Below are 16565 nucleotides of genomic sequence, written 5' to 3'. Positions count from 1 at the left end.
ATCGATGTCCGCAAGCCGTCAGACCGGCACCTTCGCCTTAAGGCTTGCGGCAGCCATCGCATAGCCGCCGGCGGCGCCATCGATGAAATGAACGTGATCGCGCTGCAGCGGCGATGCGACGAGGCATGTCATCAAGGCCGATTTCTGGCGGTGCAGGCCATAGTTGCAGATGCCCGCCTCTTCCGCCTGTTTCAGCCGGTTCTCGATCCGTTGCAATACATCCGCGTCAACGTCGATGGTCATCTTCAAGCCATCGTCGAACTTCCGGAAATCCGAATTGCTGGCCACTTCGCGTTTGTAGATCTTCGGATCGAATCTGCCGATCGTCCAGCCATATCTATCCGTAACAGCCGTAAGCGTCATCAGGAACACTATCCACAGCTTCGACAGCCACCGCCGTCCTGCCGGCGCCATGGCCCGCGCCTCGATATCGAGGCCGGCGGGCAGCAAACTGTAGTCCGGCCCGTTCACTGGCACCGGGTGGCCATCGCGTTCCTGCCTGCCGGCTAGGGCGATAATGTCGGAAACCAGAAACTGAAAACCGCGCAAGTCGCGCGACGCCCCCGGTATGGCTATGATCGAGACAATTTCGCCATGCCGGGCTTCGATTGGGTTCCAGCGGCAGGAGAGGCCGGTCAGATCCGGCCGCGCGCCGGCCGGCGCAGGATCGATGCGGTAGCGCCCCGCTTTCATCTCGGCTTCCGCCCAACTGCCGCCACCTCCGGCGAACATGGCATAGAAGACTGCATCGGAGGCCTGGAACCTCGCCACGCGAACGTCGAGGCCTTGCGCTCTTATATCCTTTATCGGCACGATTGCGGCACGCAAGGTCAGATCCAGTTCGGCCGCCACCCATCTCTGGACAGCCGCCAGCGCGTTGCGGGTGATCTCCAGCGCCGAGCCGGGAAACGCCACGAGCGCGCCGTCGCCGCCGAAGACAAAGGGAAGATCTTGCCTACCCAGCGCATTGAGCAGCGCCGAAATGACGCTGGCACCGGCCATATTGACGGTTTTATAGCGCCCCGCCTCGATCGCCTTGGTAGAGCCGACGATATCTGCGGTGGCCAGCGCCCAGCCATCGGGGAGAGGCCGATAGTTATCGATATCGGCAACGCTTTCGAACCTGGCGAAGACCGGTAGGGAAGCGACAAACGGGTCGGACGCGGCAGCTGTTTCCATGAGCATCAGATAGCACATTCCAGTGCTTGAGGGTGAAGTCGATCATGCTTCGAAATTGACTTGCGCAGGCTTTCCGATGATAGGGTCCGGCGATGCGAATTGCCTTCTACGCGCCGCTGAAGTCGCCCAATCATCCCGTTGCCTCAGGCGACCGTCAGATGGCACGGATGCTGGTCAAGGCGCTGGAGCATGGAGGGCACAGCGTCGAACTGGCATCTGAATTGCGCTTCTATCTACGCGAACCGGATTCGAAAAGTTTCGATGCGCTCAAGGTCGAGGCCCGGGAGGAAGCCGCGCGGCTGGCAGGGCTTTGGGATCGTGACGGCAAGCCCGATCTGTGGTTCACCTATCATCCCTATTACAAGGCGCCCGACCTGATCGGGCCCGAACTGGCGTTGGCCTTTGGTGTTCCCTATGTGACAGCGGAAGCCTCCTATTCGAGGCGGCGCAACACCGGTTTGTGGGCCGATACGCAAGCGTTGGTGGCGCGAGCCGTCGAACAGGCGGCGCTGAACATCTGCTTCACGCAAAGGGATCTTCAGGGACTGGCAGATGCGATACCCGACGCCGCTTTCGGCATGCTTTCGCCCTTCATCGACACATCGCTATTCCGGGAAACACCGGCACGGGGTTGTCCGACGCGCCTCGTTACCGTCGCCATGATGCGCCCGGGCGACAAAGTCGAAAGCTATCGCATGCTGGCGCAGGCGCTCGGTTCGATCGGTCATCTGACCTGGACCATGTCGATCGTCGGGGACGGACCTGCCCGCGAGGAGATCAAAGCGCAATTCGCCGGCTTGCCCGCCGAGCGTATCGAATGGCTTGGCGCGCTTGAGCCAGCCGCCGTGCCGGATGTCCTCTACAGTGGGGGAATTTACGTCTGGCCGGGTTTCGGCGAGGCCTATGGCGTTGCCTATCTTGAAGCACAGGCCGCCGGCCTTCCGGTTGTGGCTCAGGATGTCGCCGGCGTGCCGGAGGTCGTGCGGGATGGCCAGGCCGGGTTTCTCACCCCGCCGGACGATGTGGCGGCGTTCGCTTCTGCCATTGAAAGGCTTCTGACCCGTAACGACGAAAGATCCATCATGGCCGCAGAAGCCAGACGTTTCATCCTCGAAGAACGTTGTCTCGGTGCTGCGGCGGCGCGTCTGGCCGAACTTCTTGCGAAGATCCCGGTCTCATGACATCCGATCAAATCTGGCAACCCTTGGTGGAGGAGCTGGCGAACTGGCAACGGGCGGACCGTAAGGCAGAGTTCTGGCTGCGCGACGATGACGGCGTTGATCCGACGCCTGCGCTTGATCGGTTGCTCGACCTCACTGGTGAATTCGCGGTTCCGGTGACTCTGGCCGTCATTCCCGCCCTGACTGACGAGAAGCTTGTCGTTCGGCTTGACGAGGCGCCGCATGCCACGGTCGCCATCCATGGCTGGGCGCACCGAAATCATGCTCCGGAGGGCCAGAAGAAGCAGGAGCTCGGCGCGCATCGGCCACGCGAGGCGGTGCTCGATGATCTGGCCCGCGGGCTGTCGCACATAACCGGCCTGCACGGCGCACGTGCCGTTCCGATGCTGGTGCCACCCTGGAACAGGATCGACGCCGGCTTGGTATCCGACCTTGGATCGATAGGATTTTCGGCATTGTCGGTCTATGGGCCGCCAAGACCGGCTTCACTTGCGGTCATCAACAGCAATGTCGACATCATGGATTGGCATGGCACGCGCGGCTGCCGCGATCATGGCCTGTTGGTTCAAGCCATCATCGCGCAGTTGCAGCATGCATTCGATGGAGGCGAACCGGCCGGCCTGCTCACCCACCATCTCGTGCATGATGAATCGGCCTGGCTCTTCCTCGAACGGCTGTTCACAGTCACCGCACAGACTGAAGCCTGCGTATGGCTTCCGATCAGGACATTGATCGGGCGCAGCGCCGGTAAAGCAATTCCAGGAAAAGTGTGAATGGTTTTCCGTCCGGAATTGCGTCAAAACAAAGAGATAGAGGAAAACAGCTCAGCGCTTTTTGCGCAATGAGACTGGAAATTTGAGCGTCTGGCCATCCCGCGCGGCAAAAGCGCCGGTAAACCTGTCTTTGGCCAGTTTCTCGATCTCGTCCAGTTCCTCGTCGGTCCGTGTCGGATCGTGGTGAAACAGGGCAAGCCTGCGCGCACCGGCCGCCTCACAGAGCTTGACACCCTCTTGCCATGTCGAGTGCCCGTAACCGCGGCGGCGTTCCATTTCCTCCTCGGTGTAGGTGCAATCGTAAATGACGAGGTCGGCATCTTCGATCAGGCCGAGCACCGCCTGATCGAGTTTGTCCGGCTCGTGCTCAGTGTCTGTGATCATCGCCACGACGCGGCCGCCCCATTCGACCCGGTAGCCTATGCAGCCGCCCGGATGGATAAGACTGCCGGTTCGGACCACCACCCCTTCGCGCGGGCGAAGCACGTCTCCGGATACGAAATCGCGATAGTCGAGGCTTGCCTTGCAGGCTTCCAGTTTCACCGGAAACCACGGCGGCTGCATGAACTCATCGACCATCTGCCGGGTCGTCATGTGTCCTGCAAGATGCCCGGACCAAAGCGTAACCTTGGCGCCCCGATCATAGATCGGCGCAAAAGACGGCAACCCGATGATGTGATCGTAATGGCAATGGGTGAAAAGCAGGTCGAAATCGGTCACGCCCAACGCCTGAAGTGCCGCGCCGGCAGGCCGTAGGCCAGAGCCTGCGTCGAACAGAAGCGTATGCTTACCGCATCGCATTTCGACGCAGATTGAGTTGCCGCCATAGCGAGAGAATTCTGGCCCTGATACCGAAATGCTGCCGCGGACACCCCAAAACCTGACCAGGAAAACGTTGTCGTCCATGCTACCCCTTCGCCCATCATATCCAAACAACCGCTGCTAGGCGAGACAGGCTTTCTCCGGGTGATCTTCTCAGCGAGAGGACAGTGCCGTCACGACGGCGAGGATCGGGCGCACGTCCTTCGTTATTTGGCGCTTCGTGCGTCGATCAGATCCGCGGTCGTATGGCTTAGGCGATCGGCAAGAACCCGCAATATCTCGATGGTCATTTCCGGGAACTCCCTCATAAGCCTCAGGAAATGATCCTTGCGGATTCTCAAGGCTTCCAGCGGACTTGCCGCTCTGACGGTGGCAGTGCGGGAGCTGTTGCACAATATGGCGATCTCGCCAACGATCGAATTTGGCTCCAGTTCGGCAACTTTTATCGGTCCGCTATCGGAATCGACAAGAATATCCGCCCTGCCTGAAAGGATGACATAGGCGGCGTCTCCCTCGTCGCCCTGCCTGAAAAGGATCTGGCCGGCGCTGTAGCTCACACGATCGGATGTGAACGCAAGCAGCTTGAGCTTTGTCGGCTCGATGGCAGAGAACAAGGGAACGCGTTGCAGCATTCCAACTTCATCCTTGAGCAGCATTGTCGCAAACCTTCCAAAATTCGCGTTTGCCAGACTAGAGCAAGGGACGCCAAGATGGAATCAATTCTCTTTCCGAGATGGCGAGGCAAACCACGCGAAAGGTGGCGAGCCCGATGTCGTGCACCGGCAGAATGATCCATCTGAATGTCCGTTGCTCTATGACAACAGTTCCTTGAAGATACCGTTCCCCGCCAAGAGTGTCTCGTGTGTTCCGTCTTCCGCCAATTGACCCGAGTCGAAGACGACAACGCGATCGAACATCATCGCCATTGCCGGATTCGTCACGACCCACACAATTGCCGGCGAATGGCCGTCGCGCCTGGCTTCCTCGAGCACATTTCGCAGCACCTTATCCTGCATGCGCTGGTCGAGCGCCGACAGCGGCCGGTTGAGAATGAGAAAATCGGGACGCTTGAGCAAGGCCCGGGCAACATCGAGCTTCTGTCGCTGTCCACCGGTCAGCCGCCTCCCGCCGGAGCCGACGTTGAAGTCCAGGCCGACATCCAGAAGTTCGCCATAAAGCCCGAGTTCGTCAAGAATGTCATAGACGATGGAGCGTATGCGGTCGGGCGCGTCGGGATGATTGTTGCCCACACGCCCGAACAGGACATTATCCATGACCGTGGCCGCGGCAATGTATTTGGCAGGATCATACCGTTCGATCGCATTGTGCAACTCGGGCGGCAGGTCTTCATAGAACCGGTTGCGTGCAGCGACGATCTTGCTCATCAGCTCGTCGCTCAGCAGGCCGAAGCGGTGCCGGGGCTCGATGTAGGCAAAGCTCAAGGTGACGATCATGGCGCGATCGTTCTCCGAAACCGCCTCGTAGGGACGGTTCTTGAGCCGTTGCAGCAAGGTTTCGTAGGCGGGTATCTCCTCCGCGCTCATGAAGGCGAGCTGCTGGAAGAACTGGTGATCGGGCGGCAGGTCGGCAAACAACTCGATCGCCTGTTTGGCGATCTCCAAGCCCATTTCGTAGAGCGTGCGGTCGAGGCCGGCTTGCCTCAGCACGGAAGCAAAATAGGGATTGGCCGCCAGCGCCCTGTCGGCCAGTTCGGGACCGGCGGCAGCGCCGAAGAGCAGGTTTTGGCCGATCGTTGCTTCCTTGTTGTAGGCGCCCGGTTCGAAAGGAACCACCAGTCCGCTCAGCCCCTCTTGTTCCAGCCGGGTCCGCAGCGCCGCACGCAGTTCGACGATCCGCCTGGCAAGCTCCGTGTGACGCGTGAGGTCAGCTGAAGAGCGCAATCCGAGATCCAGAATGTCACGCGACAGAACAACCGCGTCGAGCACCCGGCGCACGGCTTCAAAGAGGTCGTGCGGGCCGGTAGCGCCAGCGGAAGCATAGTTGATCCAGTCGCCGTGGATATCAAGATCCGGATTGCCCGACCGGCGCGCCTCGTGAATGTTCCAGCGGTGCTGATCTGCCGCAGCACCGTCATAAGGCACCGATGTCAGCGGCGCATGCTTCAACCCGTAGAGCAGGTTGTCGCGGAGGCTTGCCTGGAACAGGAAAACATCCGACGAGGCATACGATATGCGCCGGCCGGTTACTGCTTCGGGGAGTTCAAGCAGGTCGTCGGTGCCCGAAGCGACCTTTCCGCTGTCTGGCCAGATCAGCCGCGCGAAGGCTTCTGCAAGCGCCTCCGCTCCACCTGTTGCGGTACTGACCAGTGCCACCGTCTCACCCGGCTTGACCTGGAGGGAGATACGGTTGAGGAGCATCGCACCGCCATCGTCTGCTATGGACAGATTGATCGCCGACAGCGGTTTGGTCATCGGATCGGGATCGTCGATCGTCAATGCCATGATTTTCGGCGCGATGAGACCTTCGACGGTGAACTGTTCAACGACCTGTTGATATTTGACCTGGACATCCTGCCGATCCTGATCCCAGTCGATCAGTTCCTTCATCGGTCCGGGCAGGTCCTTGTAGGCGCCGATCACGGCCACGAGCTGGCCGACGTCCAGCCGCCCCTGGAGGACCAGATACCCGCCGATCATGTAGAACAGAAAGGGCGTGAGCTGCGCGAGAAAATTGTTGAGGAACTTTACCATGAATTTCCATTGGTAAAGATCGAAGCGGATCTTGAAGATGAGCCCGAGCCGGGCAGCTATGTCGGCGCGCTCGTAGTTTGATGTATCGTGGACGTGAACCGCGCCGATGCCGTCGACGATTTCGCCAACCCGGCCCGAAAGCGCGCGCGCCGTCAACTGCCGTTGGCGCCCGAGCACGATCAGCCGCCGCCGCATTCGCGGGATGAGCACGATCTGGATCGCCACGATCACGACCGCTATCATTCCGAGCCAGACGTTCTGGATCATGATGAACAGCATGGCCGTCAGCGCTTGGCCGCCGAGCAGTACCGGCTGCAGGAAGGCGTCGCCGATGAAGCCGCCCAGCGGCTCCACCTCGTCCTTCACCATGGTCGCCACTTCGGCGGACTTCACCCGCTTGAAGTAAACCGGCGGAAACCGCAGCACGCGGTCGACCAGATCGAAGCGGATACGCCGCAGCATGCGTTCGCCGAGGCGGCCCTTGTAGGTGTTGATGTAGAATTTGAACAGGCCGTTGATGACGACTAGCAAGAGGAACACAAGGCTCAGGGCAAACAGGGTCTCCTCGCGGTCGAGCTGAAAACCGGAGAAGAACTGGACCTCTCCAATGAACGGCAGGTTATAGTGTAGCCTCATGAATGGCTGGGTCGCGCCCGGTTGCTCGAAGCCGCGACCTTGGATCGGTCCGTTGACGATCAGCTTCGGCAGGTCGAAGGACATGAAATACGGGATCATCGAAAGCACGACGATCATCAATATCCAGAGCTGCTGCTTCTTGGTGTGCGTCCAGATATAGCGGGCTAGGCTGGCTTCCATATGCGACTGTGGACCCTTCAGTTGGAAGCATGCAGGATGTAAAAGCACCTGCTGGCGAATGGCGTATCGGCAATTTCTTCATCGCCAGCGACAAGCTCGAAGCTGCCGTGCACGGACATTGCCCCGCGCTCAACTATGCAAGGAACCTGCGAGGCGGCGCGATCCAGTTCCGGCGCATGGTCGATGGCAACGACATGGGCATTGTCGATCGGCGAAGAAAGCAGCTGGCCAAACGATCCGCGGCTTTCGTAGGGCTTTGGCGAACAGCTGAGCAGCACGAGGCCGCAGCTGCGCGGCTGGTGCTGGCGGATGGACGCCGATGATCCGGACAGATGCAATAGGCTCTCTCCGGCACCGGGCAATAGCCAAGCGGCTTGCAGCATGATCACGTCCGCGGAATCAAACAGTCTTGCGGGAGGCAAGATTGCGTTGTGTCGCCCAGAATCCCAACATACAAGACGAATTATGATGGATGTCACGCAACCACGCAATGCCATGGACTGGCACGAGCAAGCCTTGGACCTCACACGGGGAATTGCTGCTTATGTCAACTGCCCTCTCGTGGCAGGGCTGGCGCGCGTCGTCGCCAAGCATCCGAAGGCCGATATTGCCAACGCCTTCAACCACAAGCAGGTCGCCTGCAAGATGTGGGCGCTCGACAGGCTGTTCGAAAGCGGCGGCGGCCGCTTCGGGCGCATATGGGTTCTGGGTGGATGGTACGGCGTATTGCCGGCAATGCTTTTCAACGATGCCCGCTTCGACATCGCGGCGATCGATAGCATCGACATCGATCCTGAAGTCGCGCCGGTCGCCCGGACCCTCAACCGGGAAGCCGGCGACCGGTTCCGGGCGCTGACGGCAGATATGTACGCACTCGACTATGCGGCCGGGCGGCCCGACCTGATGGTCAATACGAGCTGCGAACACATAGCCGATCTGCGCGCCTGGCTTGCTCTGCTTCCGCCGGGCACGAATGTACTGCTGCAATCGAACGATTATTTCAGCGAGCCGACGCACATCAACTGCGTGGCTTCGCTTGCAGCCTTCGAGGAGATGGCGGCGCTACGGGAGGTGCGGTTCTCCGGCGAACTGCCGACAAAAAATTATACGCGCTTCATGCTGATTGGAACTGTTTAATGCATTTCGCCCAAAAGTGCGTAGCGGTTTTGGGACAACGATACGCATAAAAACAGGACTTGAAGCGCGTCGCACGAATCTCACGGACGCTACGCGCGTTAGGATCTATCGTCTGTTTGATCATGAACTTTTCCGAAACCGGGCCCCACATTTAGGGACCATGTTCGATACCGCTCGCGCAGGATTTGCGCCGAGCGACGCGCGCCTTCCAGATCGAGACGATGCGCGGATGGCGTCCGTCCCACAAGCGCCTGTTCGATAGCTTGCGCCAAACCTTCAGGCGTCAGGTCCTTTTCCGTCAGCACCGTTGCAAGACCGAGTTCTTCGAGCATCAGGGCGCGAACCGTCTGTTCGGTTTCCCCGCCGGCTGCAAATGGGACGAGCAGGGAGCGACAACCCGCGCGCAGTACATCGCAGACCGTGTTGTAACCCGCCTGCGAGACTGACAGGCGGGCGCCGGTCAGCAGGCTGGCGAAATCCTCGCGGAACCGGAAGATGGACAGGCCCGGCGTGGCATCGCGTGCGATTGCGTCAAACTCGTCTTTCGGCAGGTTCGGGCCGGTGATCAAACACCATTTCCAAGCGTTGTTGGCATTCCGCGCCGCTGCGATGGTGGAGCTGACAAGGCTCTTTCCGGCAGCCCCGCCGCCAACCGACACCAGAACGTCGAAGCGCTCGGAGGCTGCGGGCGATGGCGGCGCGGCAACGAGCCCTGTGTAGGTGACCTCGGCCCTGATCGCCCCAGCCAATGGAAATGTCTTGTCGATGGTTGCGAAAGCCGGATCGCCGTGGACCATAACAAGGTCGAAATGCCTGTTGATGAGATCGACCGTTTCCTCGTTTCGGCCCGGCTTGACGCGCTCCTGGAGGATATCGCGGACGGACGTCACCAGCGGCGGTCTGGGCGACGTCGCGTCGATGACCTCGATCAGCGGCAAGAGTTCGAAACGCATCTGCCGGCGTCCAAATGGAAACGCCTCGACAATGACGATATCAGGCCTGCAATCCCGGAATGCCTGCAGCAGCATCTCTGAACGCCATTTCTTGAAATCATCGTCGATCGGGTTGCCTTGCAGGTCGACAAGTCCCGAAAATCCTTCATCACCGGAGGTGACAGGTGGCAGGGTTACAGATTTTACCCCCAGTCCTGGAAACCCGGCGATCGGCGCTCCACCGGTCACGACGGTTACGTCAAACCCGTCATCGACCAGAGCCGCCGCAATGCGGCTGGCGCGCGCGAGATGGCCGATGCCGAGCAGGTGCTGGACATAGAAGAAAGCGCGCAGCCGCTTCATTCGGCGGCCCGCCACTCCCGCTCGAACAGTTCCTTGAGCTGTCCAATGCTTGCCATATGATCGAAATTGCCGCGCACGCGCCGCTCTGCGGCGTCGCCGAGGCGGACGCGCAGCACGGGATCGCGGATCAGGCGCTCCAGCGCCTGTGCCAGGGCAATCGGGTTTTCCGTCGGAACCAGCAAGCCGGTTTCATCCGGCGATAAAAGCTCCGGCACGCCGGAAGTATCGGTCGACACGCAGGCAAGGCGCTGGCTAGCCGCCTCCACCAGAACATTCGGCAGACCGTCGCGGTCGCCATTTGCGGTGATCCTGCAGGCCAGGGCGAAGATGTCGGCACGGCGGTAGTGCTCAAGCACCTCCTCCTGCGCAAGCGCGCCTTTCCAAGAGACGCGACCATCCACGCCGAGCTTTTGCGCCAGCGCCTTGAACCGTTCCAGTTCTTCGCCGCCGCCGATATGCTCGAAACGCCACGCCAAATCGCCGGGCAACAGGGCAAGGGCCTCCAGCAACGTGTCGTAACCTTTCTTTTCAACGGCGCGCCCGACACTCAGAACGACAACCGGTTCGTCCGGCGCCGAGCCGTCATGCTGCTTTCGCGCCTCGCCGAAACTGCCGAAGCGATCAAGGTCGAGCCCATGATAGCTCAGATGCACAGACGAGTTGCCGTTAGCGAGTTTTTTCAGACGGTCGAAGCCGGTTTTCGTGCAAGTGACCGTCCAGCGCGCCGAGGAAAGCTTGCCGGCCAGATCCCAGTCCGCCGAAGTCCAGATGTCCTTGGCATGGGCCGAGCAGGTCCAGGGCAGGCCACGAAGCTGGCTGGCATAGCGCGTCACCGATGCAGGCGTGTGCGCGAAATGGGCATGCAGCCAGCCCGCGTTTTCCGGCCATTCGGCCGCCAGCACGAGCGCTTGCCCGAAGCGGCGCGCGCGATTGCGCGTAAAGTCGCGGGGCATATCGGCAGCCAGCGATCCGAGCGCGCGCCAGAAGCCCGGACGCAGCAGATAGGCAAACAGCGAGCGAAGCACGCGCAGCGGCTCTTCATGCAGATATTCCGGCAGATAATGGACGGGCGCTTTGATCTCGTCATGCACGGGGTGGCGTTTTTCGTCGGTCGGCCGCCTGAGCGCGACAAGTATCAGGTCGAACCCCGCACGCTCAAGACCGAGCAATTCCTGCGCGATGAAGGTTTCGGACAGCCGCGGATAACCCTTCAGAACCACGACGATCTTGCGATGTTGCAACTCAGGTCATTCCTTCAATGACTGAAAGGTGATGGCCGGCCCGCCGGTCGAGCAGTTCCGCGACGATTTCGGAAATATGAGGCAGCCCTTCCAGCGTCAGATGCGGATTGCTCTGCGATGGGCGGGGCCGGTCCGGCAGCACCTTCAGTGCATCGGCAAACCGCCGGGAATCCTCGGCTTCTTCCGGCAAAAACATCTCGATGAGGCCGAGTTCGGCCGCGCGCCGTGCGCGGATCAGTTGTTCCTTGCGGGGCTCGACGCGCGGCACGATCAGCGCCGGCTTGTCGAAAGACAGTATCTCGCAATAGGTGTTGTAGCCGCCCATCGCCACTACCGCCTTGGCGCCGGCAATCAGGTCTTCCATGCGGTTGTCGAACTCGATGATCCTGATATAGGGGATCTTGGACCCCTTCTTGAGCAGCTTGTTGCGCTTGCGCGCCGGCATGTAAGGCCCAAGCACGATCAGGGCCCTATGCTGCAATTGCGGATCCTGCTGATAGGCATCGATGACGTCGTGAATCAGATCGGCGCCGTCACCGCCGCCACCGGTGGTAACGAGGATATAGTCGCCCTCGGGCCGATGGCCGGGCAACTCGTTCCGCTGCAGGCTCCGTTGCAGGAAACCGACGAACCTCATCTTTGCCCTGACAGCCGGCGGCACATCCAAGCCGGTCAACGGATCGTAGAAATCCGGCGGGCCATAGGCCCAGACCTTGTCGTAGAACAGGCCTATCTTGCGCATCACGTCCCGGCGTGCCCACTCTGCTTCGAGCAGATGCGGCGCATCCATCACCTCGCGCAGGCCAAGCACCAGCGTGGTGCCCCGCGTCTTGAGGTAGGACAGCGTGTCCTCAATCTCACCGCGCAGGCCGAGCGGTTCCTTGTCGACGATGAAGATATCCGGCCGGAAGGTCTCGGCCGTGTGGCGGATGATCGACTGGCGCATCCTTAGCGTCTCATGCAGATCGATGTCCTTTTCCAGCGAGGTGTATTCGCCGTTGCGCAGCTTGATGACGCTGGGGATCTTCACGAAGTCGACACGGGCACGGTAGTCGAAGGCGCCAGCGATAGTCGCACCCGAAATGATAAGCACCTGAAGTCCGCGGAAATCCTCGACCAGCGAATGCGCGATAGTTCGGCAGCGCTGCAAGTGGCCGAGCCCGAACGTGTCGTGGCTGTACATGAGAATTCGAGCGTTTTCTGCGTGCTGGGTCATTGTTGAACGTCTCTTAGAATTCTCGCTTTGAGGACCGTGAGCGACCCGCCGGCTTCGAAACCATCCTGGTTTTGAAACATGAGGCCGCGATTTTGAATTTGCATTACTTCTGTGGAATGCCTGTCAGATAGGGCTTTCTGATTGCCTGAGTCCGAAACTGGATGGAGGGGCGAATATCGCCTCGGCGGGAGCGGGCCGAGACTCCCCGTTGTTGTTTTGGGATGAATCGAAGGGGAAAGCGGTGTCCAAAAGATCGGCAGAAGTCATCCCTCTTGATTCCAAAGCTGCGGTCTCTCCGAACTCGACGGTTTCGGAGCGGTGAAAGCGAATTCCGCGATCCTGCCCATATAGTCAATTGCTTGATCGGTATACGAAAGGACAGGGTCGCCGGGCGTCGCACGGCACATGTTGTTGCAGAACTCGTTTCGCGCGCCATCGCTCTCGGTCTTGGGAGACCAAAGGTGCTGCCCGTCAATCTCTTGACGGGCGGTCTGATTATGATTCACCGACCAGAACTGAGCCATCTATCGCCCAAGCTAGCCTGAATTTCGCCAGGAATCGAGTGGATGCCAGCGCTCACAACACACCGCCCGCAGCGGGTGTGTGCAGCACCGGTTGCTTGTCGATCGCTATGGCCTCTGGCTAATGCCTTAGCTGGGGCGGTGACGGTACTTTTTGAGACGACCTGAGCGGGCCATCGAACGTCGCGAGGTGCAAAAACCGCTCGATTGGTCCCGACAGTTGGCGAAACCTCAAAATATTTTTGCGACGACTTTAACCTTTAGAATCAAGAGCGTAATTTTTTGACGGCGTTGAAGTCGCCGCGATCGGGGAAAAAATGCGGCATTTCTCTCCTCCCAGTCCGCCCATTGCTGCAAGCCGACGGCATCAATCGCGTCCTGCTCGGCTTAGGCAGGCTGCGAAAGCGAGCGAGGTCTTCGGGCTCCATGGTGTAGACGGCAAGAAAGCGGGGTATGCGGCGGTTTTTCCTTCGTGCTGTCAGAAGCATGCTGGCTGCTTAGACTCTTGGAGGGCCCAAGTCACTGCGCAGTACCACTCTCTAAATGCCCGCCCGCTATCGGGGACGCCGCGCTCCTCAAGGTCCCGCAGTCCGCTGGTCAGTACCTTCGCCGAAGGTTATTGATTTTCTCGGCCGGGTTCTCCTTTCGTGGTGCCGAGGCGGTTAAGCAGATTGAGCGTGATCCTGCCGACATCGTTCATGGCGCCTGCGGCTGGCAGCGCGCCGCACCAGGCAACCGAGCTTGCCGAAAAGATCAAGCCGCCTGCTGCGAGCTTTCGCAGGGTCATTTCGGCGCAGCGGCGGGCGATGCGTTGCGTATCGCCGCCCTCATACCAGCGCGTCGGATCCTGGAAGAAGCTGTCCGGAAATCCCGTCGCCCGCGCGATCACGACGGTGTCAGCGGAAGTGCCGAGGGCTGGATCTGTCGCATCCACTTCGTAGCCCGCGGCACCACCCAGCACGATGCCGTCCGTGCCGAAGGTCGCATTTTCAACGCCTTCGAACAGCCATGCGAATCCTGCTTCACGGCTTTCCTCAGTGCGCGTGAAGGGGCGCGCGCCTTCGAATCCCATCAGTGAGATCGCGCCACCGATCAGCGAGAATTCGCCTCGGCCGCGCGAGCGGAGATAGCCGCCTGGTTCGTTGGTGATCGACAGCGCCTGTTCGGCGACCGGGCCCTCCCAGGTGCGGCCTGCCTCCAGCGGCGAGCGCCGCAGCTCCATCAGGTCGTCCTTGAAAGCCACAGTGGCAGCGAAGCCGTTTCCGCCGAGATAGGCGATGCTGCCGCCTTCGGCCACAAACTGCCGCAGCGCCTGCTCCATCTCGATCGACATATATTCGGGGTGACTGCCGGTGACGACGGCTTGATGTCGACGCAGACCGTCTATGCCGCATTCGTGCAAGTCGTGATCGGTCAGGACGTCAAACATGATTCCATTTCCGTGGCAGAATCGGAGGAAGTGCAGATCGACCGGCAAATTGTGTGGGCAGCCGCAGAGCGGATAGTCGTAATCGTCCCTGAGCGTCACTTTCGGCTTTTTGTAGGAACAGATGGAAACACCGCTAAGGTCGGAATGGTAGTCGTAAAGAGATTTCAGATTGTTGGCGATCGCGAAGCGATGTCCCCGGTCGTCGCCTTTCCATTCATAAAGATGATCCGGGAGATATTCGTCGGCATAAGCGAGATAGGTGGCCGTCGGCACGAGATACAACAGCGGCGACGAGACCTGTGACGAGGTGACGAAGAACACCACGCGTTCGTCGCCACCCTCCCATTCGACCTGGAACGCGTAGACGCCTGGGTGTGCGTTTTCAGGGATCGTCACGCGGTGTGATGCCGGCCACTCAAGCGGGCCGATGTCGTCGTCGTGGCAATGGATAGCGTCGTAGTGCGACGGCACCAAGCGAGGCTCGAAGCTCGATCCGTCCCAGCGTGCCGAAGTCACGCAGAAGGCTGGCTGATTGATCACATCTAGGAGCAGCGGATCTGCTCCGCCCGACGACAGGATCGGTTGCGTTGGTAACAGCGTCGGGAAATCCCAGGCAACAGTCCCCTGTGGGGTGTCGAGCCGGATCGCAGCAAATTTCGCGTTGAGGGTAGGTTCGTGGTTGGTGGCACTTGCGCCGAAATGGATGCCGTGCCCTTGGAGGTTCCACGCCGGGCTGCCAAAACCTTCACGGAGTTCGTAAGGCGCGAGAAGATCATGGGATTTGATGCGCAGACGCGATTGTTCCTGCCGCAGATCCAACTCGACAGTGAGCCACACACCGGTTGGCGCCTTCTTCTCGACAAGGGTTTCGTCACCGATTTCCACGACTAATGCGCCGTCGCGGAGGCGCAGCCCGACGGCGCCTGCCTCCAGGATCGTGCGCGCACCTTCGTTGCGCGTGAGGAACAGCTCAAAACGTATACCGTGGAGGGCTTGTACTTTGGCCAGTTCGCCGGGCCGCACGAACAGGAACGACCCCTGGTCGAAATGCCGACGCCGTGCTTCACCTATTGTTTCGATGGCCCAGGTGAGAAATTCCGGAGCCGGCTTGTCGAGCCGGCAAATTCGTGTGGCCTTTATCGGCCGATCGCATGACAGGCTGAGCTTGATCCGCTGGCCTGCTTTGGCACTCCAGGGGGTGGTATAGCCAACCACGCTCATCGCGTCGTGGTCTACTGCGCGCTTCATATATCCCTCCCGATGAACTCCAGATGGGCTGGGGCGAACCGCGTAGACCGGTCCGATGTCGGCCAATGCGCTGCCGCTCTGACAAGCAGAGTTTCGCATGGCGCACTACAGCCATGATGTACATGCTTGTATAGATAAGCTGCATTCGGATAGTCTCGACGTGATCGGTCCAAGCGCGACATTACCAAGGAGGATGACATGCGCAACGCATCTCTCTTCGATCTGTCAGGCAGGAAGGCGCTTGTAACCGGCGCAAGCCGTGGCATCGGGCGCAGCATCGCCGAGGCGCTCAGCGCGGCCGGCGCCGACGTCGCCGTCACGGCGCGCAGCGTGACCTCGCTCGAGAAGACGATGGCCGCTATCCGCACCGCCGGCGGGGTCGCGCACGCCGTCGCCCTGGACGTCACTGACGTCGACCGGTGCCGGGCGGCGACAGCCGAGGCCGGCAGCCTGCTCGGAGGTCTCGATATTCTCGTCAACAATGCAGGTACGGAAGAGGTCCGGCCTTCACTCGATGTCGACGAGGCCTTGTGGGACAGGATTGTCGATACGAATCTCAAAGGCGCCTTCTTCTGCGCCCAGGCCGCTGCGCGGCAGATGAGAGACGCCGGACGGCCCGGCGTCATTATCAATCTCTGTTCGTTAACTTCCGAGGTTGGGGTTCCCACGGCGGTGCCGTACGGCTCGTCGAAATCAGGCCTCCTCGGCATGACGCGGGCGCTTGCGGCGGAGTGGGCCGATCTTGGGATCCGGGTCAACGCCATTGCGCCTGGCTATTTCAGGACAGCGATGACAGACGTGTTCTACAGCAACCAGGCATGGCAGCAATCGATGCTCGCCAAGATTCCGCAGCGCCGTTTTGGTGATCTCCCGGACCTGCACGGAATCGCGGTGTTCCTCGCTTCGGATGCGGCAGCCTACATAACCGGCCAGTCCATTCCCGTGGATGGAGGCTTTCTCGCATCGATTTGAAGGCTTCAGGGGCTGGAGATGTGT

13 protein-coding genes are annotated in these 16565 nt (G+C 60.4%); 5 read left to right on the top strand and 8 right to left on the bottom strand.

Annotated elements, in window-relative coordinates; translation table 11 throughout:
- Window positions 1-18: 18 nt before the first annotated feature.
- A complete protein-coding gene (locus NKH78_RS10770; protein WP_352506845.1) occupies window positions 19-1197 on the bottom strand; it encodes a DUF3095 domain-containing protein in 1179 nt (392 codons plus the stop codon).
- A gap of 74 nt (window positions 1198-1271) precedes the next feature.
- Here NKH78_RS10770 and NKH78_RS10765 point away from each other — a divergent pair, with 74 nt between their 5' ends.
- Together NKH78_RS10765 and NKH78_RS10760 are read left to right on the top strand one after the other, a co-directional pair.
- Window positions 1272-2360 (top strand): glycosyltransferase family 4 protein, encoded by a 1089-nt coding sequence (locus tag NKH78_RS10765; protein WP_352506844.1) that lies wholly within the window; start codon window positions 1272-1274, stop codon window positions 2358-2360.
- Complete coding sequence (locus NKH78_RS10760) at window positions 2357-3133, top strand: polysaccharide deacetylase family protein (protein ID WP_352688526.1); 777 nt, start codon at window positions 2357-2359, stop codon at window positions 3131-3133. Before NKH78_RS10765 ends, NKH78_RS10760 begins: the two co-directional genes overlap by 4 nt.
- 51 nt (window positions 3134-3184) lie before the next feature.
- Here the strand turns inward: NKH78_RS10760 and NKH78_RS10755 are convergent, their stop codons facing one another.
- From NKH78_RS10755 to NKH78_RS10745, 3 genes are all read right to left on the bottom strand, one after another.
- Window positions 3185-4039, bottom strand: coding sequence for an MBL fold metallo-hydrolase (locus NKH78_RS10755; RefSeq protein ID WP_352506842.1), 855 nt, complete (start codon window positions 4037-4039; stop codon window positions 3185-3187).
- A 122-nt stretch (window positions 4040-4161) separates the two neighbouring features.
- Entirely contained in the window at window positions 4162-4611 is a 450-nt protein-coding gene (locus tag NKH78_RS10750) for a cyclic nucleotide-binding domain-containing protein (RefSeq protein ID WP_023675957.1), read from the bottom strand.
- A 156-nt stretch (window positions 4612-4767) separates the two neighbouring features.
- Entirely contained in the window at window positions 4768-7482 is a 2715-nt protein-coding gene (locus NKH78_RS10745) for an ABC transporter transmembrane domain-containing protein (RefSeq protein WP_352506841.1), read from the bottom strand.
- 29 nt (window positions 7483-7511) lie between these two features.
- Here NKH78_RS10745 and NKH78_RS10740 point away from each other — a divergent pair, with 29 nt between their 5' ends.
- Both NKH78_RS10740 and NKH78_RS10735 read left to right on the top strand, forming a co-directional pair.
- Window positions 7512-7805 (top strand): hypothetical protein, encoded by a 294-nt coding sequence (locus tag NKH78_RS10740; RefSeq protein ID WP_352506840.1) that lies wholly within the window; start codon window positions 7512-7514, stop codon window positions 7803-7805.
- Window positions 7806-7950: 145 nt separating this feature from the next.
- The gene (locus tag NKH78_RS10735) at window positions 7951-8619 is read left to right on the top strand and encodes a class I SAM-dependent methyltransferase (protein WP_352506912.1); all 669 of its coding nucleotides are present in this window, start codon (window positions 7951-7953) and stop codon (window positions 8617-8619) included.
- Between the two features lie 98 nt (window positions 8620-8717).
- On the opposite strand, the gene NKH78_RS10730 is transcribed toward NKH78_RS10735, so the two are convergent.
- From NKH78_RS10730 to NKH78_RS10715, 4 genes are all read right to left on the bottom strand, one after another.
- Window positions 8718-9914: a glycosyltransferase family protein gene (locus NKH78_RS10730; RefSeq protein ID WP_352506839.1), complete on the bottom strand. Its 1197-nt coding sequence runs from the start codon at window positions 9912-9914 to the stop codon at window positions 8718-8720.
- Window positions 9911-11155 carry a glycosyltransferase gene (locus NKH78_RS10725; RefSeq protein ID WP_352506838.1) on the bottom strand — a complete coding sequence of 415 codons (1245 nt, stop codon included), beginning with the start codon at window positions 11153-11155 and terminating at the stop codon, window positions 9911-9913. The genes NKH78_RS10730 and NKH78_RS10725 overlap by 4 nt, the downstream gene beginning before the upstream one ends.
- A 1-nt stretch (window position 11156) precedes the next feature.
- On the bottom strand, window positions 11157-12371 hold the full coding sequence (locus NKH78_RS10720) for a glycosyltransferase family protein (protein WP_352475773.1): 1215 nt from the start codon (window positions 12369-12371) through the stop codon (window positions 11157-11159).
- A 1137-nt stretch (window positions 12372-13508) separates the two neighbouring features.
- On the bottom strand, window positions 13509-15569 hold the full coding sequence (locus tag NKH78_RS10715; protein ID WP_352506837.1) for a N,N-dimethylformamidase beta subunit family domain-containing protein: 2061 nt from the start codon (window positions 15567-15569) through the stop codon (window positions 13509-13511).
- 198 nt (window positions 15570-15767) lie between these two features.
- On the opposite strand from NKH78_RS10715, the gene NKH78_RS10710 reads away from it, so the two are divergent.
- A complete protein-coding gene (locus NKH78_RS10710; RefSeq protein ID WP_352737277.1) occupies window positions 15768-16541 on the top strand; it encodes an SDR family NAD(P)-dependent oxidoreductase in 774 nt (257 codons plus the stop codon).
- Window positions 16542-16565 lie beyond the last annotated feature (24 nt).

Source organism: Mesorhizobium sp. M0910, assembly GCF_040319465.1.
Taxonomy (GTDB): domain Bacteria; phylum Pseudomonadota; class Alphaproteobacteria; order Rhizobiales; family Rhizobiaceae; genus Mesorhizobium.
Note: the sequence above shows the minus strand (reverse complement) of the source record. Positions and strands in the feature narration are given on the sequence as shown.

Excerpts from the sequence above, each read along its gene's own strand:
- NKH78_RS10770 (WP_352506845.1), bottom strand. The coding sequence starts at position 1,197 with ATGTGCTATCTGATGCTCATGGAAACAGCTGCCGCGTCCGACCCGTTT.
- NKH78_RS10765 (WP_352506844.1), top strand. The coding sequence starts at position 1,272 with ATGCGAATTGCCTTCTACGCGCCGCTGAAGTCGCCCAATCATCCCGTT.
- NKH78_RS10760 (WP_352688526.1), top strand. The coding sequence starts at position 2,357 with ATGACATCCGATCAAATCTGGCAACCCTTGGTGGAGGAGCTGGCGAAC.
- NKH78_RS10755 (WP_352506842.1), bottom strand. The coding sequence starts at position 4,039 with ATGGACGACAACGTTTTCCTGGTCAGGTTTTGGGGTGTCCGCGGCAGC.
- NKH78_RS10750 (WP_023675957.1), bottom strand. The coding sequence starts at position 4,611 with ATGCTGCTCAAGGATGAAGTTGGAATGCTGCAACGCGTTCCCTTGTTC.
- NKH78_RS10745 (WP_352506841.1), bottom strand. The coding sequence starts at position 7,482 with ATGGAAGCCAGCCTAGCCCGCTATATCTGGACGCACACCAAGAAGCAG.
- NKH78_RS10740 (WP_352506840.1), top strand. The coding sequence starts at position 7,512 with ATGCAGGATGTAAAAGCACCTGCTGGCGAATGGCGTATCGGCAATTTC.
- NKH78_RS10735 (WP_352506912.1), top strand. The coding sequence starts at position 7,951 with ATGGATGTCACGCAACCACGCAATGCCATGGACTGGCACGAGCAAGCC.
- NKH78_RS10730 (WP_352506839.1), bottom strand. The coding sequence starts at position 9,914 with ATGAAGCGGCTGCGCGCTTTCTTCTATGTCCAGCACCTGCTCGGCATC.
- NKH78_RS10720 (WP_352475773.1), bottom strand. The coding sequence starts at position 12,371 with ATGACCCAGCACGCAGAAAACGCTCGAATTCTCATGTACAGCCACGAC.
- NKH78_RS10715 (WP_352506837.1), bottom strand. The coding sequence starts at position 15,569 with ATGAAGCGCGCAGTAGACCACGACGCGATGAGCGTGGTTGGCTATACC.
- NKH78_RS10710 (WP_352737277.1), top strand. The coding sequence starts at position 15,768 with ATGCGCAACGCATCTCTCTTCGATCTGTCAGGCAGGAAGGCGCTTGTA.